Genomic DNA, 23,986 nt, shown 5'->3' on the forward strand with positions numbered 1-23,986 from the left:
CCGGGGCACGTCACGGGGGGTACCATCTCCGCCTTGACCGCGGAGACTGCAACCCGGAACCATCGCAATCGATGCGACAATCCTCCGGATTCCCCTCTGTACAAGGGCGCTGAACAGACTGTGATGACCCGTCTTCCCTGAGCTGCTACAGGTAGGAGCGCGCACCCAGGTATCGGCTCCGGTACCAGGAATTGTCGAGAGAATCGATGGAGACATCCCTGCCCGACCGCGGAGCGTGAATAAATCGCCCTCCCCCGGTGTAGATTCCCACGTGGGAAACAGCCCCCCGTCCCCTGGTGTCAAAAAACACGAGATCACCCTCCGACAGGTTCCTGACATCCACGGGCGCTCCCGTTCTGAACTGGTCCCGGGACGTACGGGGAAGACTGAACCCGTTGAGGCGGTAGACGGACATGGCCAGACCGCTGCAGTCAAAACCCTCCGTTTCGGACTCCCCGCCCCATTTGTAGGGGACGCCGAGAAAACTCCGTGCCGTTTCAACCAGCCGGTTCCGTACGTACTGATCGCCCCGAAGTGACCGCTGGGCCAGGGAATACTGATCGGGCCGGACAATGTAGTATTCTTCGATGACCCCTTCGCTCTGGAGTTCACAGGCCTTCCGCAGGGCTTCTTCCCTGGTCGCGAAGTCACCGAAACGGACCTTGTAGAGTCCCTCTTCATATACGAAATAATAGGCATTCAGGTTGTGGACGTTGAGCTGTTCCGTCAGTCCGGCCGCGTTGTCCACGTTGGAAAAGGCTCCCGCCTGGATGGTGAATCCCAGCGGGGCGATTTTCGCGGCGGCCGTCACCGGCGGTTTCGGGAGCGCCGGCCGTCGGGCCGAGCAGGAGGAAAGGACCGTCACGAGGCAGAGAAGCAGTGCGACGGCAGCGACCGCCCGCCCCGCCCCTCTCACCGTTCCCCCTATGACTGTCGACATCTCCATGCTCCCGAGTCCTTGAATAGACCGCCCCCAACGGGCTTGACAGGCCTGCCAATAGTACCCAAGGAAACCGTCCCGTTCAACCCATTTATATCTGAGCCCCGTCACTGCTTTCCGGATCTCCCTTGCGCCGGGATTCAAACCATCGTACAAGTAGTTCCGTCAACGAATCGTGAAAGGGTCCCGACTGTGACATCGAGCCTCAAGAAAACCATGCGTCACCTCTGGAACCGGGACGGCGGGTACCGGGAGCTTCTTGTCATCGCCCTCCCTCTCATCGCCAGCACGAGTTCCTGGTCTGTTCAGCATTTCGTGGACCGCATGTTTCTCACCTGGTATTCCTCTGAAACAGTTGCCGCCGCCATGCCCGCCGGTCTTCTGTCATTTACCATCAGCTGCATTTTCATGGGGACCGCCAGCTACGTGGGAACCTTCACGGCCCAGTACTATGGGGCCAGGCGGCCGAAACGGTGCGGCCCTTCCCTGTGGCAGGGTCTGTACGTAGCCCTCCTGGGCGGGATTGTTCAACTCATGTTCATACCCTCGGCGGCCGCACTGTTTTCTTTTGTCGGCCACAGCCCGGAAATCCGGGAGTACGAAACTCTGTACTTTTCCATACTCTGCTGCGGAGGCTTCTTTATCATCGCTTCGTCGGCCATGGCGGGCTTTCTTTCGGGATTGGGACGTACCTGGCCCATCATGTGGGTTAATCTCATCTCCACGGCAATCAATCTTTTCCTTGACTGGCTCCTTATTTTCGGGAACTGGGGTTTCCCGGAGATGGGAATAGGAGGAGCCGGCATCGCCACCATCGTGTCACTTGCGGCAAACTTCATCATGTACGGGCTGATCATTTTCAGGAACCGCTACGAAACAACCTTCGGCACGCTCTCGGGTTGGCGTTTTGACATGATGCTCTTCCGCAGGCTGATCCGTTACGGGTTCCCCAGCGGACTCCAGTTTTTCATAGACAACACGGGCTTCACCGTATTCACGTTGATTATGGGCCGGCTGGGTACCGACGCCCTGGCGGCAACAACCATAGCCCTCAATATCAGCACCCTCGCCTTCATGCCCATGATAGGCGTCGGCATAGCGGCATCGGTCCTGGTGGGTCGGCGCCTGGGAGAAAACCGGCCCTCCCTGGCTGTGACATCGACCTGGACCGCTTTCTCTCTCACCTTTTCTTACATGCTCGCCCTTTCACTTATCTATCTGTTCCTTCCCGGCCTGGTCATAGCGCCTTTCGCCTGGTCGGCCGATCTGGAATCCTTCACCCCCATTGCCGCGCTCGCCGTGGTTCTTCTCAGGTTCGTGGCGGTGTACTCCCTTTTCGACACGCTGAACATCATCTTCTCGTCAGCCCTCAAGGGGGCGGGCGACACGCGCTTCGTCATGATAGCAACACTTGTCCTGACCTTGGGGATACTGGTCTTGCCGAGTTTTGCGGCGGTCTTTGTGTTTTCCGCCGGCCTGTATGCCCTGTGGACCGTCGCGTCACTCTACATAGCCGCGATCGGATGCGTCTTTCTCGTCAGGTTCCTGGGCGGCGCGTGGAAATCCATGAGAGTGATCGAGGAGGCGCCGGTCATCGTGCCGCCCACTCTCCCTGAAGCACCGACAAGCATCACCACCGCGGGGGGCTCATGATAACATAAACATCGATACCCTGTCTGTTGTGTTTATGGGTGACATCGGGCACCGGTTATTGTACATCTACCCGTACAACGGCCCGGCTCGGGGAAGAAGCCGGCCCGCCCGCAATGAAACAGGTGAGCGAGATGAGTACACACGGCATTTTCAAGACGGTTGCGGCCGTTATTCTGCCTGTCGCAGTCATCTTGTGGGGCTGCGGCACGATGCCCGGCGAGCGCGGGGATGGCGGGAACGGCTTCAGTATCGTCAGCACGGAATCGGACGACAGGGAAAACGGGGCCGGTGATGGTCGTGATCAGGAGGAAGCCCGGGATTACAGACATGTCTCTTCACGGCCGGAGACGGTTACGGCGCCAACGGCATACGAAAAGGAGTTCAGCGGTCCCTCGGCGACCATGCTTCACACGGTATCCATTGAAGGGTTTGAAACAGGCGCAGAGATCCTCATCCACGCCGATGGTCCGATCAGAAACTTTGTTACATTTCTTCTGGCCGATCCGGATCGAATCGTTTGCGATCTGTACGGCCTGAGCAGTCCCTACAAGGGCGAACAGGTCATAGCCGCGGATAGCTCGCCCTGGCTGGACAGGGTTCGTCATTACGGCCACAGCCGGAAGGTTCGCGTGGTCATCGACGGCAGAGCTGACCTTCTTGAAGAAGCCGTCGCCATGACTGTTCAGGAGGGACTCCTGATTCAGATCGGGCGCCCGGTGCGTGACCTGCGTCCACCCCGGCAGATTCCGCCGGAAATTCAGGAAGTCGATCGAGATTTACCCTTTATCGCCTACGAGGACGGAACGATCCTCGATACGCGCACAAACCTCATGTGGGCTTCACGGGACAACGGAAACGATATAGATTGGGAGCATGCAACCTCCTATTGCGAAAACTATCGAGGAGGCGGATACACTGACTGGAGAATGCCGAAGCAGTATGAACTTGCTGAGCTGTATGACGGGAGCAAGCGTTACAAACCGACTCAACGTATGTATACTGTTCACTTGACCCCGTTGATCGAGCTGTCGACCTCGTGGGTCTGGGCATCCGAAACGCGCGCTTTCGACGCGGCCGCTTTTTCTTTCTACAACGGCAGCAGGCACTGGCTCGCCCAGGTCTACACCTCCAGCATCAGGGCCCTCCCGGTCCGTTCAGTATATTGAAGGAGTGAATGTGGGAATGTGCAGAAGGAAGGTGATCGGCATTGTCTCGTTCGTGCTTTTCTTCCTGATGATGCCCGGCTGTGCCTCCAGGCTGCCCGACGAGGCAGTAATTCCCACCACGCACCGGGAAGCTGATGTGCGGCTGGACGTCGATCGCGTACCGCGATGGCTGCCCCTTATTGAAGGAAGTGATGTGTGCTATGACAGGATAGACTTGGCCAGGCAACGAGACCTGTGGAATAGCCAACGCGAACGAAGAGCGGAATATCTGAAAAAGCACCCCGGTTCACGCCTTCGACCCATCCCGGCCTGGGATAGAAACACAAACGGCCATCTGAACCTGAGTAACGGCCAAACGCTCAAGGTTGAGGTCTGGGAGAGATACCTGAAAAACTTTATGGAATCTCTTCCATTAGAAAAACGCCACGATGTTCTTGAAGGAATAACTCGCCATTCTCACGAACACGATACGATCGATAATGTCATCGTCTTCGAACCTCTCCGACATTCGACAGGCCACTACAACAGATCCTCATACATTGGATTGACCGGGGTTCTCAGAAAAGATGCCGCGGCAGGGTTCTTGAAAATTCGGTATTACGGAGTCTCAAGCCTGTCCATCGAACGATTCGCGGTTATAACCGACGGGCAGACCTATCAATCGTACCCGATCGACTTTGAGACGGATACATCGATAAAAGTCCGGGAGTGGGCATACCTGAGGCTCGATGATCCGGAGGTGCGTGGTCTGGTTGAACGCATTACAGGTTCAAACACAGCTGTCGTACGGTTCCAGGGGAGGCATAATTATAGGGACCTTGTTGTTCCGGACCGCATGAAGTATGACATGAGGACAATGCTGAAAGCGATAGATGCAATAAATCAATAGGGAATCTCCGCTCTTTTAACGGTTGATAAGCAGGGCCAGGCTCAGGCGGTTGCCGGTTTTTGTCTTCATGTAGATGGAGGTCAGATGGGCCTTGACGGTCCGCTCGGTAATGTTCAGATCGGCGGCGATCTCAAGGTTTGTCATCCCCGTCGCCACCATATCGGCAACGGTGCGTTCCATGTTTGTCAGGCCTTTGAGGGCCCTGTCGTTTTCGTTTGCCGCCCGTTCCGGTACCCGGACAGCCATGTCACGAATCAGCCGCTGGACAATCTTCCGGCCCAGCCAGACACCGCCTCCGGTAATGACCCGTGACGCTTCGACGAGGCGCTCCCGCGCCATGTAGGTGTTGCCGTATCCGTCTATTCCCGCTTTCAGAAAAGCGAGCCCCTCTTCTTCGCTCGGCAGGTCCGACAGCAGAAGAAAGCGTCCCCGGGGAACCGCTCTTCGCAATTCCGAAAAGGCGGCCAGATCCACCAGGGAACGATGCAGGAGAATCAAATCGAAGGTTCGTGCCGCGCATCGGAGCCTCACTTCCTTATGTGTTTTCGCCTCTTCGGTCCTGTCAGAGGAAAGGAGGTCGGCCCACCTCTCGATCACAGCTTGGTTCGCACTGCCCAGAAGTATCTTCATGCGTTCACCTTTCTCTCAATGCGGTGTACTTGGCTCTCAAGACGGGTTTCAACAGGTATGACAGTATCGTTCTCTTGCCGGTAAGAATGTCGGCCGTCACGATCATTCCGGGAATGATCGGCAGTGGATTGTTATCTGTTCCGAGAAAGTTTCTTTCCGTCCTCAACTGGACCAGATAAAAGCTGATGCCCTTGTCATCGGTTATGCTGTCGGCACCGATATGCTCGAGGTGTGCCTCGAGCCCGCCATATATAGTAAAGTCGTAGGCTGTAATCTTTATCATGGCCCGCTGGTCGGGCCTCAGGAAGGCGATGTCGGCGGGTCTGATCTTCGCCTCGACGAGCAGTGTTCCATCGGCGGGAACGATTTCTATCAGATCCATACCGGGCTGGATAACGCCGCCAACCGTGCTGACCAGCACCCGGTTCACCGTACCGTTGACGGGAGATCGCACGAGTGTCCGGTCCAGGCGGTCCTTCAGTGCGACGGCGCTGGCCGTTTCCTCTCCCAGGATCGAAGAAACCTCGTTCAGTTCAGACTTGGCCTTGTTGACGAAGTTCAGCCGCACCTCTTGCAGCGCCGCCCTGCTTTCATCGATCCTGGAGCGGGCACGGGGAATGGATTGCTTCGTTACCTCTATCTCTCCACGCATCTCACTCGCCCTGCGTTCCGACTGAAGAAGCTCCATTTCAGAAAAGGCGCCCTGTTTCACCAGCGGCCGCAAGACTTCCAGTTCGTTCTGAAAAAGGGCATAGGTTTTGTTGAGTTCGTCGAGCTTGACAGTGAGTTCTCTCAGTTCGATGGTCCGCTGATTGAGCTGTTCCTGCCTGATTTCGATGGCTGAATTCAGTTCTTTCTGCCGTGAAACATATAACTGCCGTTCACTTTCAGCGATCTCAGGCATCTCTTCCGTTACTTCCCCGGGCACCGTGAAGGGCGTTCCGGCAGCTTCGGCGCTCAAGCGTGCCGCCTTGGCCAGGTTTGCGAGGTATCTCGCCCGGTTCTGCTGGAATGATGATGAAAATCGGGTTTCATCTATTCTGAGCAGCAACTGGTTCTTTTCAACCCTGTCACCGGGTTTCACAAGAATCTCGGACAGGATCCCCCCTTCAAGGTTCTGAATTACCTGGATCTGGCCCGATGGTATAACTTTACCCTCGCCCCTGGTCACTTCCTCGATTTCTGAGATGGAGGCCCAGTAAAGGCCTGCAATAACAAGGACCAGCACAGCCCAGATAATCGCCCTGCCGCCCCGGGGGGACTGGGCGAGAATCGATGTCCGGATATCTGTTGCAAATTCAAGATCCGCAGCCTCCATGCGATAGAACAGCTCCTGCGTTTTCCGTTCTTTCCCGTCAGGACTCGGCACTGGTGCTTCATGATGTTCTTCTGTCAATGTTCTCGCTCCCGCTTATGGCCTCAACTGACCCTTTCTCAATGCCTCCAGGACAGAGGCCTTCGGTCCGTCCGCAATGATGGTACCGTTGTCGATTACGACAAGGCGGTCCACCATGTCCAGCAGGGAGGCCCGGTGTGTTATCAGGACCAGGGTCTTGTTCTCGATCAGCTCTCCCAGTTTCTTCCTGAGCCGGACCTCGGTCCGGTTGTCCATGTTGCTCGTGGGCTCATCCAGCACCAGTATGGGAGGATCAAGCAACAGCGCGCGGGCAATGACTATGCACTGTCGCTGTCCGCCGGAAAGCCCCCGGCCCAGTTCCCCTATTTCCATGTCATATCCAAGTGGATGTTTTCTGACAAAGTCGTCGACGGCGGCGACATCGGCGGCCCGCAGTATAGTCATGTCGTCAACATCATGGGTTCCCATGGTGATGTTGTTCCTGACGGTACCCCGGAACAGCTGTATATCCTGAGGAACATAGCCGATGAAACGGCGGAGTTCCGTCGGATCGATCTGGCGGATATCAGTTCCGTCCACGGTGATCATGCCGCTCTGGGGCTCGTAGAGTCCCAGTATGAGCTTACCCAGCGTGGTCTTTCCGGATCCGACGGGACCGATGATTCCTACTTTTTCCCCGGCCCTTATTTCCAGCGAACAATTGTTGAAAACCCTGGTGGTCTGACCGGGATAGGAAAAGGTGACGTTTTTTATCCCCAGTGATCCGTTGACCCGGGATCGGTGGAGGAAGTGCTTGCCCGCGGGTCTCTCCACGGGAAGTGTCATGATATCGTTGAGCGTCCCGAGGGCCTCCTTGGCCCGCTGGTAGCGGGTAGCGAGGCTCACCACCTGGCCCATGGGCGCCAGCACCTGGCGGGAAAGAATGACCAGGGCGATGAGACCGCCCTGGGATAGTTCGCCCAGGTAGATTTTGTAGACGCCGGCGATGACGACACCCACGACAACGGTACTCTGCCAGAAAAAGGAAGCATCGGTAACCGAGTTGGTCAGCATCCTGGCCCGGGCACTCCATCTGGCGATATAGCTCACTGCCTCTTCCCAGGCACGCTGGATCTGGCTTTCGGCACCAAGAGTCTTTATCGTTTCAAGTCCCGAGATACCCTCGACAAGAATGGCGTTTTTCTGGGATGAGGCCTGGAGGGTTTTCCCCACAGCCGAGCGGAGAGGATTCTGTATCAGCAAGGCATGGAGGGCCATGATGGCCATGGCAACCAGGAATATGACGACTACATTACCCCCGAGATACCAGACCACGAACAATCCCAGAAGCATGAAGGGCAGGTCTATCACGGACGTGATGGAAAAGGAGGTAACGAAATCCCGTATACTTTCGAACTCCTGTAGATTACGGGTAAAGGATCCGATTGACTGGGGACGGACTTCCAGTTTCAGGTCAAGCACCTTTTGAAGCAAAATCGAAGAAATAACCAGGTTTGCCTTGTTTCCGGCTTCGTCTATAAAGTAGCTCCGCAGGCTCCGCATAAGCACGGCAAAAAAGTAGATCACCGTAATGCCGATGGCAAGAACCCACAACGTCTCGACGGCATAATTGGGAATAACCCGGTCATAAACGAGAAGCACGAAGAACGGTGTGGCAAGACCGAAGAGATTGATCAGAAAGGAGGCAACCAGCACGTCACGGTATATCCGCCAGTTTTTTAAAATCGTTCCCCAGAACCAGTTTTTCTCTGTGCCGGGAGACATTTCCTCCAGGGTTTTCTTTTCAAGGCGGTATCTGGGGCGGACGAAAATGACGTAGCCCGTGTAGAGATTCTCCAGTTCTTTCCTGGCGATACGCTGCTCTCCCATGCCCGTTTCAGGAAACAGGACCGTGAACGTGTCGTTCGCGAGATCGATACCGGCAAGAACACAGGCCTGCCGCCCCTGGAGAAGCAGGATAGCCGGCAGCTGTAAGAGGGAAATCCCGCCCAGCGGTTTCTTCATCACACGGGATGACAGATCGGCCCGTGCCGCCGCCCGTGAAAAGAGTTCGACGGTGAGCCGGTTTTTGACGAGGGGCAGTCCCGACACCAGGCCTGTTCGGGTAGCCGGGTAACCGTACAGTTTTGTCACCTGGATCAGACACTCCAGCAGAGGGTCGTCATGGGCGACGCTATCTCCTTCAATCTTCCATTCCTTCGGAGAAGACTGATCCATTGCAGCGGGCATACCTTTCATTTACATTCTTCCTCGAACGGACAGTACGGAGTTTCCTTGCCAGGCCCGTCCCATCCTGTGTTTCATATGATTATAATGCTGTTCATTTAAAACAAATGATGTTATTTTTTCTCGCATCACTCAACCATGACAATCCGGAGGTGCATCCATGCTTTACATAGAACGGGATAAAAAGGGAACCATCGTCGCGATATACAATGCTCCCAACGATATGGCCACGGAGAAAAAGAATTCCGTTGACGAAGAAGTGCTGGACTTTCTCTCTGAAACGGCCGGTGAGGACTCGAAAAAGCTGCTTTTGTCCATTTCCGACAAGGGTATGATCCGTTTGATCGAAGACCTGGTCGACCTTCTGATTCGCAAGAACATCATCCTCTTTACGGAGCTTCCCGACGAGGCACAGACAAAAATGCAGGAACGCAGCAAACTCCGTGGAGAGATTGCATCCCACAGCCTTACAGTCGATGACATCATTTGAGATTCTCGACATCGGTTACTTTTTTAACATCTCCAAAATCGGCCTCGGCCTGTCGATTACATACCCCTGGATAGCGTCGACATTCAGATCCTTCAGAACGTCCACCTGCTCTTCAGTCTCGACCCCTTCGGCAATAACCATGATGTCGATGCTGTGAGCGACACTACACAAAGAGCCGATGAAAAAGCGGCTGTCACTGTCCTTGTCTTTGAGTTCCCCCGTATAAGCCCTGTCTATTTTTACATAATCGGGCAGTATCGATTTGAGATATCCCAGGTTCGAGAAGCTCTGCCCATAGTGATCAAGACCGATACCATGACCCCTGTCACGGAGGAATACTCCGATTTCCCTGACCAGTTCCGGGTTCTGGACAGCGTTAAACTCGGAAAATTCGAAAATCATGCGGGGCGACGTTGTGGGCAGATCCATCAGGGTTGATTGCAACCATTCCCTGAAGGCTTCGTCTCTCAGAGAAGCAGCTGACAGGTTTACCGCAAGGGTTTCAACGGGAAGCTGCCTGCGGTCAAGCTTGATAACCGTTTCGATGACCGCCCGGTCGATGGACGACATCAGGTTCAGGCGCTCCGCCAGCGGAATGAACACACCGGCGCTCAGAACCTTGCCGTCTTCAAGTATGATCCGGGAGAAAAGTTCCAGGTGATGCAGCATGTTCATGTCGGAGGTCTTCACCACCGGCTGGGCGTCATAGCTCATCCTGTCCTCACTGATGGCTTTTTCAAGAATTTCCTTCCACTGTTGCTGCCCAAGCGGCATGGCGTTCGTTTCTTCCGTAATCGCCCGCACCGCCCAGCCATTGGCCCCTGTCTGGCGGGCCATTGACAGGGCGAGATCGGCTTCTGAAAGCATGCGCCCCAGTGTCACGGTGGTTTCATAGGTCGAGGCTCCCACATAGCCGACATTGTCCGTCAAGGCAATCTGCTCGACCGCCAGTCTTCCCAGCATGCCTGCTATGCCGCGGGCGATTGTCTCCGCGTCCCAGACCGGCGCGTCAGGTAGAAAAATGCCGAAATCGCCGCCCGTGAGACGGGCAAGGACACAACTCGCGTAGCTGCTGGTGGCATCCTGAAGCAACGTTGCAACCCGTCTCAGAAATTCATCGCCTGCCTCGAACCCCTTCTCCTTGTTGAGCTTGTCGAGATCGTTCAATTTGACCAGAAGTAAAATTCCCTTCGTTATGCTGTCCTTGCGATCAAGACGGGCCGTAACCTGCGTGTCGAAGTAACGGCGGCTTCCCAAACCGGTGACCGGATCCGTGTATGCCCGTTCCCGGAAGCCTTCCGCCTGCATGACCTGCTCCTCGAACATCTCCTTGACTCTGAAGGTCATGCGATTCATGGCCTCGACGACACGCCTGAATTCCCTGGTCCAGGGTATGCGTTCCTGTATCTCGTATTCTTTCCTGCAGATGGCATCGGCCTGTTTCTCCACAAGCGCCAGAGGCCTCAGTAAAAAGCGCAGTCCAACGCCGCCGGCTATGAGAACAAAGACAGCGCAGGCAAGAAACCATAAAGTCGTGCTGACAACGTCATCCCAGAGTGTTTTGTAGGCATAGCCGGGATGGCTCTTGACATAAACGGAACCTGCCATGTTCCACCCGGCCATCACGTACGCGGTGGCATCGGGCGTTTCCAGGCTGATCCAGCGGATAAACCATGGGGGTACGTTTTCGATGGTAACATCCAGAGTGCGATCGATCAGTATGGTATCTCTGACATCGGCCAATCGGACTACCATATAATAACCGCGGTCAAAAACCGCGTTGATCATGCTTTCAATGGTTGCCATATCGTGCGTTGCCATGTGCTGTGTAATGGAAAGTCCAAGTGAGGTCGCGGTATCCTGGGCATGGGACTCAAGCTGGTCCACCAGGAAGGAACGCGTGGTTTCCAGCTTCGCGTACCAGGTCCCTGCGAAGAGCACAAGGAACAACACAAAGGTAAAAATGATAAGTTGGCGATATAGTGTCATAGTACTGCCCTCACTTTAAAGTCTGCCTGATGACATCCTTTCCTGCAGATTCTGCCATGGCTTGATCCGTTCAGCCTTCCCGGGGAGCTTTCCTTCCGCCCGTTGCTTCGCCGTCCAGAGACCGCTACCGTTGAACCCGAAAACGGGCAGCAGGTCGGCCCGTTGAGATCCGGGCAGCATACCGTCGATTATGTTGTCCAAAATCAGCGGATCCGCTTCAGGACTGCTGTAGTAAGCAAGAACCATGTGGGCGATCCCGTACTGAAGGGCCTTGACGTACATGATGTTTATTTTCTCTTCTTTCACCCCGATCGCCTTGAGGGTAAAGTACTTGGCTATGGCAAAATCTTCACAATCCCCGGCGTTTCTGCTGAGAGTCTCAAAGGGCGTGGCCCAGTAATCTTCTACCCCCCACAAATCCCAATCCGATACGTACCGGACTCGGCTGTTAAAGAAATCATTCACTTTTTCAAGCTTTTCAAGATCCGTCGCGCCTCTGTCCGCTGTACGTATCATATCTTCCCACTCAAGCAGACGGGTTGCCGCATCCGCACCGTACTTGGTTTCCGCCTGTTTGATGAGTTCACGACTGATACGAAAGTCATCGACACTGCGGGCGCCGGCAACGACACTCGCCACGATAATGATAAGGATCAGCCAGAAGGGGATTCTTTTAATTGCGCGACCCATCAGAGCAACCGGAGTTGATTCGTAAGGAAAAACCCGCCGGAGAGGCAGAGATCGGTGCCCGGCGGGGCCTTCATGTGTGAGCAAGAACCAGGATACTTGCCTGTGAAGCCCCCGGAAAATTCTTTGAAGGTGGGCCCGAAACGAATGGACCCACCCCCACTCTCAAAATACATCGGTATTGGCGGCCTCGTCAAACGTCGGGAAACGCCCGATGGGGGACGGCTTTGCAAAAAGATCTCTGAGGCACAGCACCGCATCCTGAGAAATGAGGTGTACCGTGGGGTACTCTCGGTGCCGGAGGAAAGAGCGCAGCGAAACATCCCGTTATAATGCCGGAGATCATGTCCCCGGTACTATTGTTCGATGCCCTGCGTGTTGACACAGCGTATCAAGCCTGGCGCCTCCCCGACCGGAGGCTGTCCGTCCGGCTCCGGCTCCGCTTAAAACGTACGAAGAGCAGTCTTGACGGCCTCGTCAAACGTCGGAAAACGTCTGATAGAGGACGGCTTTGTAAAAAGCCTTGAGGCACGGCGCTCACATCCTGAGGACTGAGGTGTACTGTGAGGTACACCGCAGTAACGAAGAACGAAGGAAGGAGCGCAATGAAGCATCAGGACTTTTTTACGAAGCCGTCAGTCTTTATCCTCGCCGCTATGACGGGCACGCCCTACTCATCGCCTTCGACACGTCCTTCGTCAGGCCATTCGAGTCCCACTGAATGAACGAGCATGCCGAGGCTGTTTAAAATACGGTATTCGGCGTACACCAGGTCATACTGGGCCCGTATGAGGTCGGATCTGGCATTGATCGCTTCCGCCTGGGTATCCAGCAGGTCGAACATGGTTCGCCTTCCGATGTTCCACTGGGTGGCAAACGCTTCCGCCGTTGCGACAGCGGCTTCGACATATTCCTCCAGATAGACGACCCGCTCCATTGTCGACTTGTAGGCTTCCCAGGACAGACGAATAGACTGAACAGTCTGGCGACGGGTGTTATGAAGTATCTCCTCCGCTTCCTTGAGAAGGTATGATGTTTCCTGGATACGTCCGTAGTCCCGGCCCCCGCTGAAGAAATTCATGCTCGCCGTGGCTGTGGCTGTCAGATACCTCCGACGTCCTGCATAGGGATCCACGTTTTTATTCCAGTAGTAATTGGCCGCGAGATCGACGCTCGGGGAGAGTATCCGCTTGGCTACGTTGTGCTGCTCTTCCCGTGCTTCAAGATCGGCCTTGGCGGACTTGATGACAGGATGGTTGGTAAGAGCTGCCTGTTCCGCGTCTTCGAGGGCTCCAGGCAATGTGACGTCCAGCGGCTCGACTTCATCCAGGTCTTCCGGCAGCCAGCCCAGCAACGCGTGGTAATCGGTTACGGCGTCCCGAAGATTTGCCGAAGTAACGACGACGTTTGATTTTGCCAGCGCGAGACGGCCCATTACCTGCTCCATTTCCGCCTTGGCGTCAACGCCCGCTCGCAACCTCAACTCCACCTGGTCGGCAATGCGTTCGTGATTGACGAGGTTTTCGTTGGCCAGTTCGTGAAGCTTGGTGTTCCGCAGCACGTTCATGTAAACCCTGGCCGTCATGAGCGCCATGTTTTCCGATGTCCCCTGCACGAGATAGGCCTGTGATTTAACCCGCGCCTCCTGCCTCTTTATGTCCGCCAGATTAGCTCCGCCACGAAACACATTCTGACGAAGGCTCAGCACGTTCTGCTTGGGATAGGACGTATCATCGAGGAGAGAGGGCTTGTCCTGTTTCTGATACCCATAGGACATGTAACCATCGAGGGTCGGGAAAAAGGATGACCAGGCCTGAACAACCTCCCAGTCCCTCGCTGTCCTCCCATACGCGGCCGCCTTGATTTCAGGATGTGTCTGAAGAACACTCTGTATGGCGTCTTTCAGCGTTTCTCCCCCGGCAGGTCCGGGGGTCTCGTCGGCCCAAGCATGACCGCAGGCCAGAATCAGTGCCCCTGCCGCAACAACGACTGCTCTTTTTAAAAACGTACCCCACATAAACCGCCCTCCTTTGCTTAAAAAAATATACCCGCGGAGCAACCAGATGAACTTCTTGTTATCATTACACTGTGTACTATGTATGGGTCAAGTATATTTGTACAGTACAGCACAATGACGATGTGCAGTAAAATTAAATATATTCACCCATGGCACGGGGAACCACCGTGGCGGTACAGCATGGAAAAAACAAAGTACAGCAGTGAAAGTCCATTATTACGTAGCATAACAGGGGGCAGGAAGAATGATCCAAACCCCCTGTTTTCATTATTGGCGGGGTCGAAGGGACTCGAACCCTCGGCCTCCGGCGTGACAGGCCGGCGTTATAACCAACTTAACTACGACCCCGCAAATCCTTTCATGGTAGGCGGAACAGGACTTGAACCTGTGACATCCACGGTGTAAGCGTGGCGCTCTCCCAGCTGAGCTATCCGCCCTGCAACGAGCAATAAGGCTGAAGCTCGTGAGATGTATTCAAAAATGGACGTCTTGTCAAGAATAATCTCTCACATGCTCCGTGCTATACAGCTGCTCAGGGCTCGCGTCGTGTCATGATGTCCTGCACAGGTTCAGCCGCATTTCGTCGCTGCCTGATGAGAAGACCGGGCCGGCTTTCGGTTCCGGATGTTCCGGCTTATCATCCAGCGGCAGAAGGGCTCGTTCCAGGACCTCGTCCATCGAATCCACCAGTATGATCTCAATCTCCCGCAACACATTGGCGGGGATGTCGTCTTCCAGGTTCTTCTTGTTCTCCCTCGGGATCACGACGGTCTTCACCTGGGCCCTGTGTGCGGCAAGCAGTTTTTCCTTCAGACCTCCGATGGGAAGCACCCGTCCCTGGAGCGTTATTTCGCCCGTCATGGCGATGTCGCATTTCACCTTACGGTTCAGCAGGGATGATGCGATGGATGTGGCCATGGCGATGCCCGCCGACGGACCGTCCTTCGGAATGGCGCCTTCCGGCACATGCACGTGGACGTCCATCTTGCGGTAGAAGTTTTCATCCAGCCCCAACTCCCGGGCCCTTGAACGGACGTAGGTAAGAGCCGCCTGGGCCGACTCCTGCATTACATCACCCAGTTTGCCCGTCAGCGTAAGACGTCCCGTTCCGCGCATGACCGTCGATTCGATGTTCAGCAGTTCACCTCCCACTTCCGTCCAGGCGAGACCCACCGTCAGGCCGATCTTGTCCTCGTGCCTCAGATCGCCATGACGGTATTTTTCGACGCCAAGGTATTTCTCGATAGAGTTGGACGTCACCTTCACGTGGCTTTTGAAGCCCTCCGTAACGACCTTACGGGCTACTTTCCGGCATATGGAGGCAATCTCCCGCTGGAGCCCCCTAACGCCTGCTTCGCGGGTGTAGTTGCGCACTATCTTCAAGAGCGCACCGTCGGTAAAACTGATATTCTCTTTCGTCAGTCCGTTTGCCTCCATCTCCTTGGACACGAGATACTGCTTGGCGATGCTGAGTTTTTCAGGCTCCGTGTAGCCGGCGATCCGAATGACTTCGGTCCGGTCCTGGAGGGGTGCCGGAATGGTCTGGAGTACATTCGCCGTGGTTATGAACATGATGTCCGAAAGATCGTAATCCACCTCGAGGTAATTATCATTAAAGGCGTGGTTCTGCTCGGGATCGAGAACTTCAAGCAGGGCCGACGCGGGATCGCCTCTGAAATCAGAGCTCAGTTTGTCGATCTCATCAAGGCAGAACACGGGATTGTTTGAGCCGGCCTTCTTCAGGAGCTGAATGATTTTACCCGGCAGCGCCCCTATGTAGGTTCTCCGGTGTCCTCTGATTTCCGCCTCGTCTCTCAAACCGCCCAGGGAAAGACGCACGAAGTTCCGGTTGGTGGCCCGGGCAATCGACTTCGCGATGGATGTTTTACCCACGCCGGGCGGCCCCACCAGGCAGAGTATGGAGCCTTTTTTCTTCTTTACGAGAATCTGAACTGCCAGATACTCGAGAATACGCTCCTTGACTTTCTTGAGCCCGTAATGATCTTCCTCCAGAATAGTTTCTGAAACGTTCAGATCATCCTGGTCCTTTGTTTTTTCGTGCCATGGGAGGGCCAGCAGCCAGTCGATATAGTTGCGGACCACCGTGGCTTCCGCCGACATGGGAGCCATCATCTTCAGCTTCTTTATTTCGTGCTCCACTTTCGCGCGGGCCTCCTCGGACATCTCCTTTTCCTTGAGCTTCTTTTCCAGTTCCTTGATTTCGTTCTTGAAGCTGTCGTCTTCACCCATCTCCTTCTGAATCGCCCGCATCTGCTCGTTCAGATAGTATTCTTTCTGGGTCTTCTCCATCTGTTTCTTGACGCGCTTCTTGATGCGTCCCTCCACTTCAAGGATCTCCATCTCCGACATCAACAGCGAGTATATCTTCTCGAGACGCTCCTCTATGTCCCACGTCTCAAGCAGCTTCTGCTTTTCATTGAGATGGATGTGCAGGTGCGACGCCGCCACATCGGCCAGTTTTGCCGGGTCCTTTGTGGAAGCCATGGTGCCCACCATTTCAGCGGGCACTTTTTTGCTCATCCTGGAATACTTTTCAAAGGACTCCGCGATGCTTCGCATCAGCGCCTCAACGGCGACTCTCTGGCGCGGGTTATAGACGTCATGCACCTCGTCAACCCGGACCAGGAAGTATTCATCGTTGGGGACATATTCACGGATCTGGCCGCGCACTTTCCCTTCCACAAGAGCCTTCACCGTTCCATCGGGAAGCCTGAGCAGCTGTATGATCGATCCGACGGTACCAACGCCGTAGATGTCCTCTTCACCGGGATCTTCATTATCGCCGCTTCGCTGTGCAACCAGGAATATCTCTTTGTCCAGCTGCATGGCTGATTCAAGGGCGTGGATCGACCGCTCCCTTCCCACGAAAAGCGGCACGATCATATGGGGAAAAACGACCACGTCCCGCAGGGGGAGCAGCGGCATCGCAATTCCCTGGTTCTCACTGTCACTTCGTTTACCTATTCCAAACATTCCCACTTATCCTATCTCCTTCTGCCGCTTCGAGGGGGCAGTTTCCGTTTTGGTTTCAAAAAGCAATATGGGTTTCTCGTTGTTGGAAACCACATCTTCACTGATGAGGCATTCCTTCACATCCGGCCGCGACGGTATGTCGTACATGATATCAAGCATGATCCCTTCCAGGATCGATTGCAACCCCCTGGCGCCGGACTTTCGTTCCGTGGAAGCCCGGGCGATGGCCCTCAGGGCTCCTTCCGTGAAGGAGAGTTTCACGTCCTCGAGCTCGAGCATCTTCTTGTACTGCCTGACAATCGAATTTTTCGGCTCCACCAGGATACGCACCAGGTCCGCCTCTTCAAGATCAGCCAGCGTGGCGATCACGGGAAGACGGCCGATGAACTCGGGAATCAGCCCGTACTTGAGAAGATCCTCGGTCCGGACATCAGCCAGGATTTCTCCCACGTTCCGTTCGGTTTTGCTCTTAATGTCGGCACCGAAGCCGATGGCGTTCGATCCCTTCCTCTTTTCAATGATATCGGAGAGGCCGTTGAAGGCACCACCGCATATGAAGAGGATGTTCGTCGTGTCCACCTGGATGAACTCCTGCTGCGGGTGCTTTCTTCCTCCCTTGGGCGGCACATTGGCCAGGGTTCCCTCGATAATCTTCAGGAGCGCCTGTTGAACACCTTCGCCGGACACATCCCGGGTAATGGACGGATTGCCCGATTTTCGTGAAATCTTGTCGATCTCGTCAATGTAGACAATGCCCCGGGAAGCCTTCTGAACATCGTAATCGGCATTTTGCAGGAGGCTCAAAATAATGTTTTCAACGTCCTCCCCCACGTACCCCGCCTCGGTGAGCGTCGTGGCATCGGCTATGGTAAAGGGAACGTTGAGCATCCGCGCCAGCGTCCGCGCGAGGAGCGTCTTGCCCGAACCCGTGGGGCCGATGAGCAGTATGTTGCTTTTCTGGAGTTCCACGCCGTCACTGCTGTAATCGGCATAGAGTCGCTTGTAATGGTTGTAGACGGCCACCGAAAGAACCTTTTTGCACTGTTCCTGACCCACGACATACTGATCGATAAACTTTTTTATATTCTTGGGATCGGGAATTTCATCAGCGAGATCCCTGATCTCCTGAACGCCGCCCTCTTCTTCGACAATGCAGCGGCACAATTCGATACATTCGTCACAGATATAGGCGGTGGGTCCGGCCACAAGTTTGCGCACCTGGTTCTGGGTCTTCCCGCAGAAGGAGCAAAACAGCACACCCTGTCCTCCGTTTTCTTTTCTACTCCTTTTTGTCATGACTGGAACCCCCTTCTACATCTTATCCCAAGCTAACCATTGTTTTATCAAAGGTCAACCCCTCGCCGCTCACTTGACCACGTCGGCGAGACGTTTCTCGATAACCTGATCGACAATACCGTACTCGCAGGCTTCCCTGCTTGTCATAAAATAATCACGGTCCGTATCTTTTTCAATGCGCTTCACGGGCTGGCCGGTGTGTTTGCTCAAGATAATGTTCAATTCCTCCCGCAGCCGCAATATCTCTTTTGCCTGAATGCCGATGTCCGTTGCCTGTCCCTGGGATCCTCCCATGGGCTGGTGAATGAGTATACGGGAATTGGGCAACGCGTATCGTTTGCCCTTTGTGCCGGCAGCCAGGAGCAACGCCCCCATGCTCGCCGCCTGTCCCACACATACCGTGGCGACGTCAGGCTTTATGTACTGCATCGTGTCATAGATAGCCATGCCGGCGCTCACAACACCGCCGGGCGTATTGAGGTAAAAAGAAATATCCTTGTCAGGATTTTCCGACTCAAGATAGAGAAGCTGGGCAATGATTACGTTCGCCGTTTCATCGGTTACATGGGAACCGAGAAAAATAATCCTGTCCCTCAACAGGCGTGAGTATATATCAAAGGCCCGCTCTCCTTTGCCGTCCTGTTCAATGACCATGGGAATAAGCATCAGGCGTTCTCCTTCGACTCCGTCTCCAGGTCGGAGAGGGGGTTTTTTTCCACCGTCACAGTGGCCTTTTCCACCAGAAAGGCCATAGCTTTTCCTTCTATAATTTCATCGCGCAGCTGCTCTATACCTTCGTTCTGCCGCATCGTCTCCAGCACCTCCTCCACGGGGCGGCCCTGGAGACGCGCGAGATTGCCGATCCGTTCTTCCACTTCGCTGTCATCGGCGGTGATGGATTCTTTTTCGGCGATTCGGGCCAACAACAGCGACGTCTTCACCATGAGTTCCGCGTGGGGCCTGAAATTCTCCTGCATGTCCAGGACCGTCTGCATCGCCCTTTCCCGCTTCAACCCGTTGGACACCATACGTCGTTCGGCATCCGCCATCAGATTGAAGGTCTGGTGTTCAACCCAGACCGAGGGCACCTCAAATTCATGTTTCTCAAGAAGCGAGGAGATGATGCTCTTTCTCAGGTCTCTTTCGGTTTTTGCCGTCGCTTCATCGACAATACTTTTCCGTGCCGCTTCCCGAAGGTTGTCGACGGTTTCGAAAGCATCAAAATTTTTTACAAATTCATCATCCAGGGGCGGAATCCTTTTTTCCAGAACATCGTTCACGGTTACCCTGAAGAGTCCCTGCCTGCCCGCCAGATCAGAGGGTTCGTAGGTTTCGGGAAAAGTGACGTTCACGATCTTTTCCTCTCCTTTTTTCAGACCCTTCAACTGTTCCTCAAAGCCGGGAAGAAAGGAGCCGCCGCCGATCTGGATCGTGTAATTTTTTGTGGTCAGCTCTTCCCGAAGCAGCTCATCAACGGTAACCTCAAAATCGATAACCAGGTAATCGCCGTCAACCGTGACCCGGTCAGCACCGGCCGGCTCAAGCAGGGCGTACATCTCGCGCAACTTGTCAAGGCGGTTTTCCACGTCCCGGTCCGTCACCTCGTATTCCACACGCGTCACGGGCAAACCCGTATAGTCCCGGGGTTCCACGTCGGGACGGATTTCCACTGTGGCGGAGAAGCAGAAATTGCTGTCCGGTTCAAGGACCTTGTTGTCGATCTTCGGCTGCGAAACCACGGGAATATTGTTCTTCTCCACGGCCTCTACGAACCTTCTTGTAATCAGCTTTATCACCGCCTCGTTTTCGGCGTCTTCACGGTAATGTACCTCCAGTACCTTCCGAGGCACCTTCCCCGGCCTGAAACCCTTGATTCGCGCCTTTTTACCCACCTGCCTGTAGGCCGAATCCAGTTCACGCTTTACTTCGGTCCAGGGAACGTCAAAGGAAAGCTTTCTCTTTACGGGGCTCAATTCCTCGATGGTCACATCTGCACTATATTCTTCCACGAAACCGCTCCTTCAGGGTCATTGGCATTGGTGCGAGAGAGGGGAGTTGAACCCCTATCCGCGCAAGCGGGCTGGATCCTAAGTCCAGTGCGTCTTCCAGTTCCGCCACTCTCGCGTGACTACGCTCACTATAGTAATTGCGCTTATAATTGTCAACTGACACGGGGCCACCCTTGGAACACCGTATATTGTTGATATTAATAATAATATAGAGTTTCGAGCGTCGGAATTGAGGATCTTGGAAACACCCTCCCAAACCCTCGTCGACAACTCGGGCACTATCCTCCATCGTATCGATAATACGACGTATTCAGGGCTTCAAGGACATCAGGAACGGGTGCTGTTAAACCATTGTCCCGGCAAATGCAAGGAAATAAAAGAGGGACGCAGCTTCATCGGCTGTGTCTGACTGAAAGGATCATTCCGAGACGGTAGTACCAGTAGCCGTAGAGTTCCCGTAGTGCCCTCCCGGTTTGGCGAAGACCTTCGGCCTGGGGCAGATAGTCGAGAAACGTCCGCTCTTTTCCCGGGGACACCTGGAAGTCGACAGGAAAGGGAACCACTTCGAGACCATGGCGCCGGAAAAGCAGCAGTGACCGCCGCATATGGTAGGCCGACGTGACCAGCAGTACCCGGGGCCGCTTCCGGTCCCACACCATGGAATCCAGCAGGGCAGCGACAGCGGCGGCTTCTTCCGCCGTGTTGACCACCCGGTCTGTCGTCAGCATGTGATCGACGGGTAGTGGCGTCCGCTTCTCCGACATGCCGAATACCTGAGTTTCCTGAAAAATTCAAAATCCCCCATAATATTCACGGTACCATGCCACAAAACGCCGGATGCCCTCTTCAATGGGGGTTTTTGGACGGAAACCAACGTCCTGCATCAGATCGTCGACATCGGCCCAGGTTTCGGGTACATCCCCAGGCTGCAGGGGAAGCAGGTTCTTCCTCGCCGTCCTGCCCAGACAGGATTCAAGTGTGGCGATGAAGTGCGTTAGGGTTACGGGCCTGTTGTTACCGATATTGTATATCCGGTAGGGCGCGAAGCTTGTCCCCGGATCGGGATGGAACTTGTCCCATCGGGGATCCGGCACCGGTATGTGCCCCATCACCCGTACCACCCCTTCCACAATATCGTCGATGTAGGTAAAGTCGCGGCGCATGTTCCCCCGGTTGAATACATCGATGGGGCGATCTTCCAGAATCGCCTTCGTAAACAGGAACAATGCCATATCCGGGCGACCCCATGGTCCGTATACCGTGAAAAATCGAAGCCCCGTGCAGGGTATGCCGTATAGTCCGGAATAGGCATGGGCCATGAGTTCATTTGCCTTTTTCGTTGCAGCGTACAGGCTTACCGGATGGTCCACGTTGTGGTGGACCGAAAAGGGGATCAGCGCGTTACAGCCGTAAACGGAACTTGATGACGCGAAGACCAGATGATGTACCTTCGAATAGCGGCAGCCCTCCAGAACATTCATGAACCCTGTCACGTTGCTGTCGGTATATGCCCTCGGGTTTTCAATGGAATAGCGGACACCGGCCTGGGCCGCCAGGTGCACCACCGCATCGAAACCGCGGTACCTTTTTTCAAAAAGTTCTTCCAGGGCGCTCCGATCGGTGATGTCTATTCTGAAAAATTCAAATCCCCTGCGGTCTCGAAGCCTTCCGAGACGGGCTTCCTTCAGGGACACGTCGTAGTAGGGACTCATGTTGTCAATGCCCACAACCTGCAGACCTGCCCCGAGGAGACGCTCGCTCACGTGATAGCCGATAAAACCGGCGGCGCCGGTCACTAAAATACATTTCATACCACTGACACCTCAATACCTGGTAACGCCGTCAGCGAGCCTGGGGACGCCCGGAAAGGATGTAAATCCGTGAGATACCTCCATCCTGAATTCCCCCATGCCCGGGAGTGATCGGGTGCTTCTGAAACAACGGGATCCGTACGCTCACCGCGGTTCTCGTCCGTAACACACCTCCCGTATCCCCGCCGGATCCGTCCCTTCCTGTACTCATCTACTCATCGTCACCCGTCACTCATCGAAGAGCGGCATTGTTGAAATCTTTCTCAACCCCTTCCCCGTTTTTTCATAGAGTTTCCTGCAGGCTTTACAGGATAGCTTCTTCGGTAGTTTCTCTCCACATTCGCAGACCCATCCTGCCTGTTTCGCCGGATTTCCCACTACCAGGGCGTGGTCGGGAACGTCTTCCACCACGACGGAGCCCGCCCCGATGAAAGCCCAGCGCCCGATGGTGTTACCACAGACCACTGTGGCATTGGCGCCGATTGTGGCGCCCCGTTTCACCAGCGTGGGCCGTAGTTCCTCCATTCTCCGGATTTCAGCCCGGGGATTGAACACGTTCGTAAAAACCATGGAAGGACCGCAGAAAACACCCTCCTCCAGGGTGACCCCCTTGTAGACACTGACATTGTTCTGGATTTTGCACCGCGCCCCGATGGTCACGTCAGGACCCACGACTACATTCTGTCCCAGAGAACAGTCGTCGCCCAGGCTCGATCCGGAAAGGATATGCGAAAAATGCCAGATCTTCGTCCCGGAACCGATGGAAACCCGGTCATCGATAACGGCGCTTTCATGGACAAAGTAGTCCCGTCCGCCACCGGCAAGCCTCCGGCTCTCCACCACGGGCCGTGATGACGGAACGCTCCCGGCCACAAGGCATTCTGTTGCCTCCTCCAGTATCCGGAGTACTTCAATTCCGCTTTCCGCCGTAGCGATGTCAGGTTTCCTGCCCTCGGCAATGCATTGCGCGAAATAGGCAAGCTCCTCCGTCAGGGGGAGGCTCGCGTCATGGGAGATCAAGTCCGTGGCGCCATCGCGGCTCACAGGTTCACCCTGCACCCAGTCGATGCCCTTCTCGTAAAAGAGAATCTGCCGTTCCGGCGACGAATCTTCATAGGAAAGCATCCCCTTGGACCCGATGATCACGATCCGGTGCTCCTTGAAGGGGTGAAGCCAGCTTACGAAGACATGGCCCACCCGGTTCCCCGGGTATGAGAGAATCGTCATGGATGAGTCATGCACCGAAGGTTGAAGAAACACGCCCCCCCGGGAGATGATCTCCCGGGGGTAATCACCCATGAAATACTGAAAAATGGAGATGTCGTGGGGCGCGAAGCTCCAGAGAATGTTCTCCTCCATACGCACGGCACCCAGGTTCAGGCGGTTACTGTACATATACTGAAGGCGGCCGATCGTTCCGTCGTCCACCAGTTCCTTCATTTTCCGGATCGCCGGATGAAAGAGAAGCACATGGCCCACCATGAGAATCACACCCCGTTCGTCAGCCAGGCGCTTCATCGCCCGGGCGTCCTCCACGGTAAGCGCCATGGGCTTCTCCACCAGTACATGACGTCCCTTCCCCATGAGGCAGGCCGCGATGGCACAGTGGGTATCGGCCGGTGTGGCCACTGTATACCCATCAAAGGCGGCATCCGCCGCCTTCCGGTAGTCGGCGAAGAGCTCAAGACCGGGAAAGTCGTGCTTCAGCAGTGCACGCCTTTCGGCCGAGGACTCTACGACACCACCCAGCATTTCCAGTTCGTTGAGGGTTCTGATGTGATTCGTCCCCCACCGTCCGGCTCCCACGACACAGATTTTCATGATTCGCTCCT

Annotated in this window: 17 protein-coding genes, 3 tRNA genes and 2 pseudogenes; 4 read left to right on the top strand and 18 right to left on the bottom strand. The window is 55.0% G+C overall.

Annotated elements, in window-relative coordinates:
- Positions 1-145: 145 nt before the first annotated feature.
- Complete coding sequence (locus M0Q23_05205; protein ID MCK9528039.1) at positions 146-946, bottom strand: NlpC/P60 family protein; 801 nt, start codon at positions 944-946, stop codon at positions 146-148.
- A gap of 186 nt (positions 947-1,132) precedes the next feature.
- Between M0Q23_05205 and M0Q23_05210 the strand changes: the two genes are divergently transcribed.
- The 3 genes from M0Q23_05210 to M0Q23_05220 all read left to right on the top strand — a co-directional run bounded on the left by M0Q23_05210 (position 1,133) and on the right by M0Q23_05220 (position 4,648).
- Entirely contained in the window at positions 1,133-2,593 is a 1,461-nt protein-coding gene (locus tag M0Q23_05210) for an MATE family efflux transporter (protein ID MCK9528040.1), read from the top strand.
- A 131-nt stretch (positions 2,594-2,724) separates the two neighbouring features.
- Positions 2,725-3,759, top strand: a complete 1,035-nt coding sequence (locus M0Q23_05215) for a DUF1566 domain-containing protein (GenBank protein ID MCK9528041.1) — start codon at positions 2,725-2,727, stop codon at positions 3,757-3,759.
- A 16-nt stretch (positions 3,760-3,775) separates the two neighbouring features.
- The gene (locus M0Q23_05220) at positions 3,776-4,648 is read left to right on the top strand and encodes a hypothetical protein (GenBank protein ID MCK9528042.1); all 873 of its coding nucleotides are present in this window, start codon (positions 3,776-3,778) and stop codon (positions 4,646-4,648) included.
- Between the two features lie 15 nt (positions 4,649-4,663).
- Here M0Q23_05220 and M0Q23_05225 read toward each other — a convergent pair whose 3' ends face one another.
- From M0Q23_05225 to M0Q23_05235, 3 genes are read right to left on the bottom strand one after another with little or no spacing between them, the layout of a single operon-like run.
- Positions 4,664-5,278, bottom strand: coding sequence for a response regulator transcription factor (locus tag M0Q23_05225; GenBank protein ID MCK9528043.1), 615 nt, complete (start codon positions 5,276-5,278; stop codon positions 4,664-4,666).
- A 4-nt stretch (positions 5,279-5,282) separates the two neighbouring features.
- A complete protein-coding gene (locus M0Q23_05230; protein ID MCK9528044.1) occupies positions 5,283-6,674 on the bottom strand; it encodes an HlyD family type I secretion periplasmic adaptor subunit in 1,392 nt (463 codons plus the stop codon).
- Between the two features lie 15 nt (positions 6,675-6,689).
- Positions 6,690-8,873, bottom strand: a complete 2,184-nt coding sequence (locus M0Q23_05235) for a type I secretion system permease/ATPase (GenBank protein ID MCK9528045.1) — start codon at positions 8,871-8,873, stop codon at positions 6,690-6,692.
- Positions 8,874-9,021: 148 nt separating this feature from the next.
- Between M0Q23_05235 and M0Q23_05240 the strand changes: the two genes are divergently transcribed.
- A complete protein-coding gene (locus M0Q23_05240; GenBank protein ID MCK9528046.1) occupies positions 9,022-9,351 on the top strand; it encodes a hypothetical protein in 330 nt (109 codons plus the stop codon).
- A gap of 15 nt (positions 9,352-9,366) precedes the next feature.
- Here the strand turns inward: M0Q23_05240 and M0Q23_05245 are convergent, their stop codons facing one another.
- The 14 genes and pseudogenes from M0Q23_05245 to M0Q23_05310 all read right to left on the bottom strand — a co-directional run bounded on the left by M0Q23_05245 (position 9,367) and on the right by M0Q23_05310 (position 23,975).
- Positions 9,367-11,340, bottom strand: a complete 1,974-nt coding sequence (locus tag M0Q23_05245) for an EAL domain-containing protein (GenBank protein ID MCK9528047.1) — start codon at positions 11,338-11,340, stop codon at positions 9,367-9,369.
- A gap of 15 nt (positions 11,341-11,355) precedes the next feature.
- On the bottom strand, positions 11,356-12,030 hold the full coding sequence (locus M0Q23_05250) for a transglutaminase-like cysteine peptidase (GenBank protein ID MCK9528048.1): 675 nt from the start codon (positions 12,028-12,030) through the stop codon (positions 11,356-11,358).
- Between the two features lie 667 nt (positions 12,031-12,697).
- On the bottom strand, positions 12,698-14,044 hold the full coding sequence (locus tag M0Q23_05255; GenBank protein MCK9528049.1) for a TolC family outer membrane protein: 1,347 nt from the start codon (positions 14,042-14,044) through the stop codon (positions 12,698-12,700).
- A gap of 271 nt (positions 14,045-14,315) precedes the next feature.
- Positions 14,316-14,392: transfer RNA gene (locus tag M0Q23_05260), tRNA-Asp, on the bottom strand.
- A gap of 13 nt (positions 14,393-14,405) precedes the next feature.
- Positions 14,406-14,481 (bottom strand) — tRNA-Val (locus M0Q23_05265).
- 112 nt (positions 14,482-14,593) lie between these two features.
- On the bottom strand, positions 14,594-17,038 hold the full coding sequence (gene lon, locus M0Q23_05270; protein ID MCK9528050.1) for an endopeptidase La: 2,445 nt from the start codon (positions 17,036-17,038) through the stop codon (positions 14,594-14,596).
- 6 nt (positions 17,039-17,044) lie between these two features.
- Positions 17,045-18,334, bottom strand: coding sequence for an ATP-dependent Clp protease ATP-binding subunit ClpX (gene clpX / locus M0Q23_05275; GenBank protein ID MCK9528051.1), 1,290 nt, complete (start codon positions 18,332-18,334; stop codon positions 17,045-17,047).
- Positions 18,335-18,403: 69 nt separating this feature from the next.
- The gene (gene clpP, locus M0Q23_05280) at positions 18,404-19,000 is read right to left on the bottom strand and encodes an ATP-dependent Clp endopeptidase proteolytic subunit ClpP (protein MCK9528052.1); all 597 of its coding nucleotides are present in this window, start codon (positions 18,998-19,000) and stop codon (positions 18,404-18,406) included.
- Positions 19,000-20,343, bottom strand: coding sequence for a trigger factor (gene tig / locus M0Q23_05285; GenBank protein MCK9528053.1), 1,344 nt, complete (start codon positions 20,341-20,343; stop codon positions 19,000-19,002). The genes clpP and tig overlap by 1 nt, the downstream gene beginning before the upstream one ends.
- 28 nt (positions 20,344-20,371) lie before the next feature.
- Positions 20,372-20,458, bottom strand: a tRNA-Leu gene (locus M0Q23_05290).
- Positions 20,459-20,735: 277 nt separating this feature from the next.
- A complete protein-coding gene (locus tag M0Q23_05295) occupies positions 20,736-21,107 on the bottom strand; it encodes a YdcF family protein (GenBank protein ID MCK9528054.1) in 372 nt (123 codons plus the stop codon).
- 27 nt (positions 21,108-21,134) lie between these two features.
- Positions 21,135-22,154: an NAD-dependent epimerase gene (locus M0Q23_05300; protein MCK9528055.1), complete on the bottom strand. Its 1,020-nt coding sequence runs from the start codon at positions 22,152-22,154 to the stop codon at positions 21,135-21,137.
- A gap of 324 nt (positions 22,155-22,478) precedes the next feature.
- Positions 22,479-22,994 (bottom strand): annotated as a pseudogene (locus tag M0Q23_05305) (acetyltransferase).
- A 99-nt stretch (positions 22,995-23,093) separates the two neighbouring features.
- Positions 23,094-23,975 (bottom strand): annotated as a pseudogene (locus tag M0Q23_05310) (Gfo/Idh/MocA family oxidoreductase).
- Positions 23,976-23,986 lie beyond the last annotated feature (11 nt).

The organism is Syntrophales bacterium, assembly GCA_023228425.1.
Lineage (GTDB): Bacteria > Desulfobacterota > Syntrophia > Syntrophales > UBA2210 > MLS-D.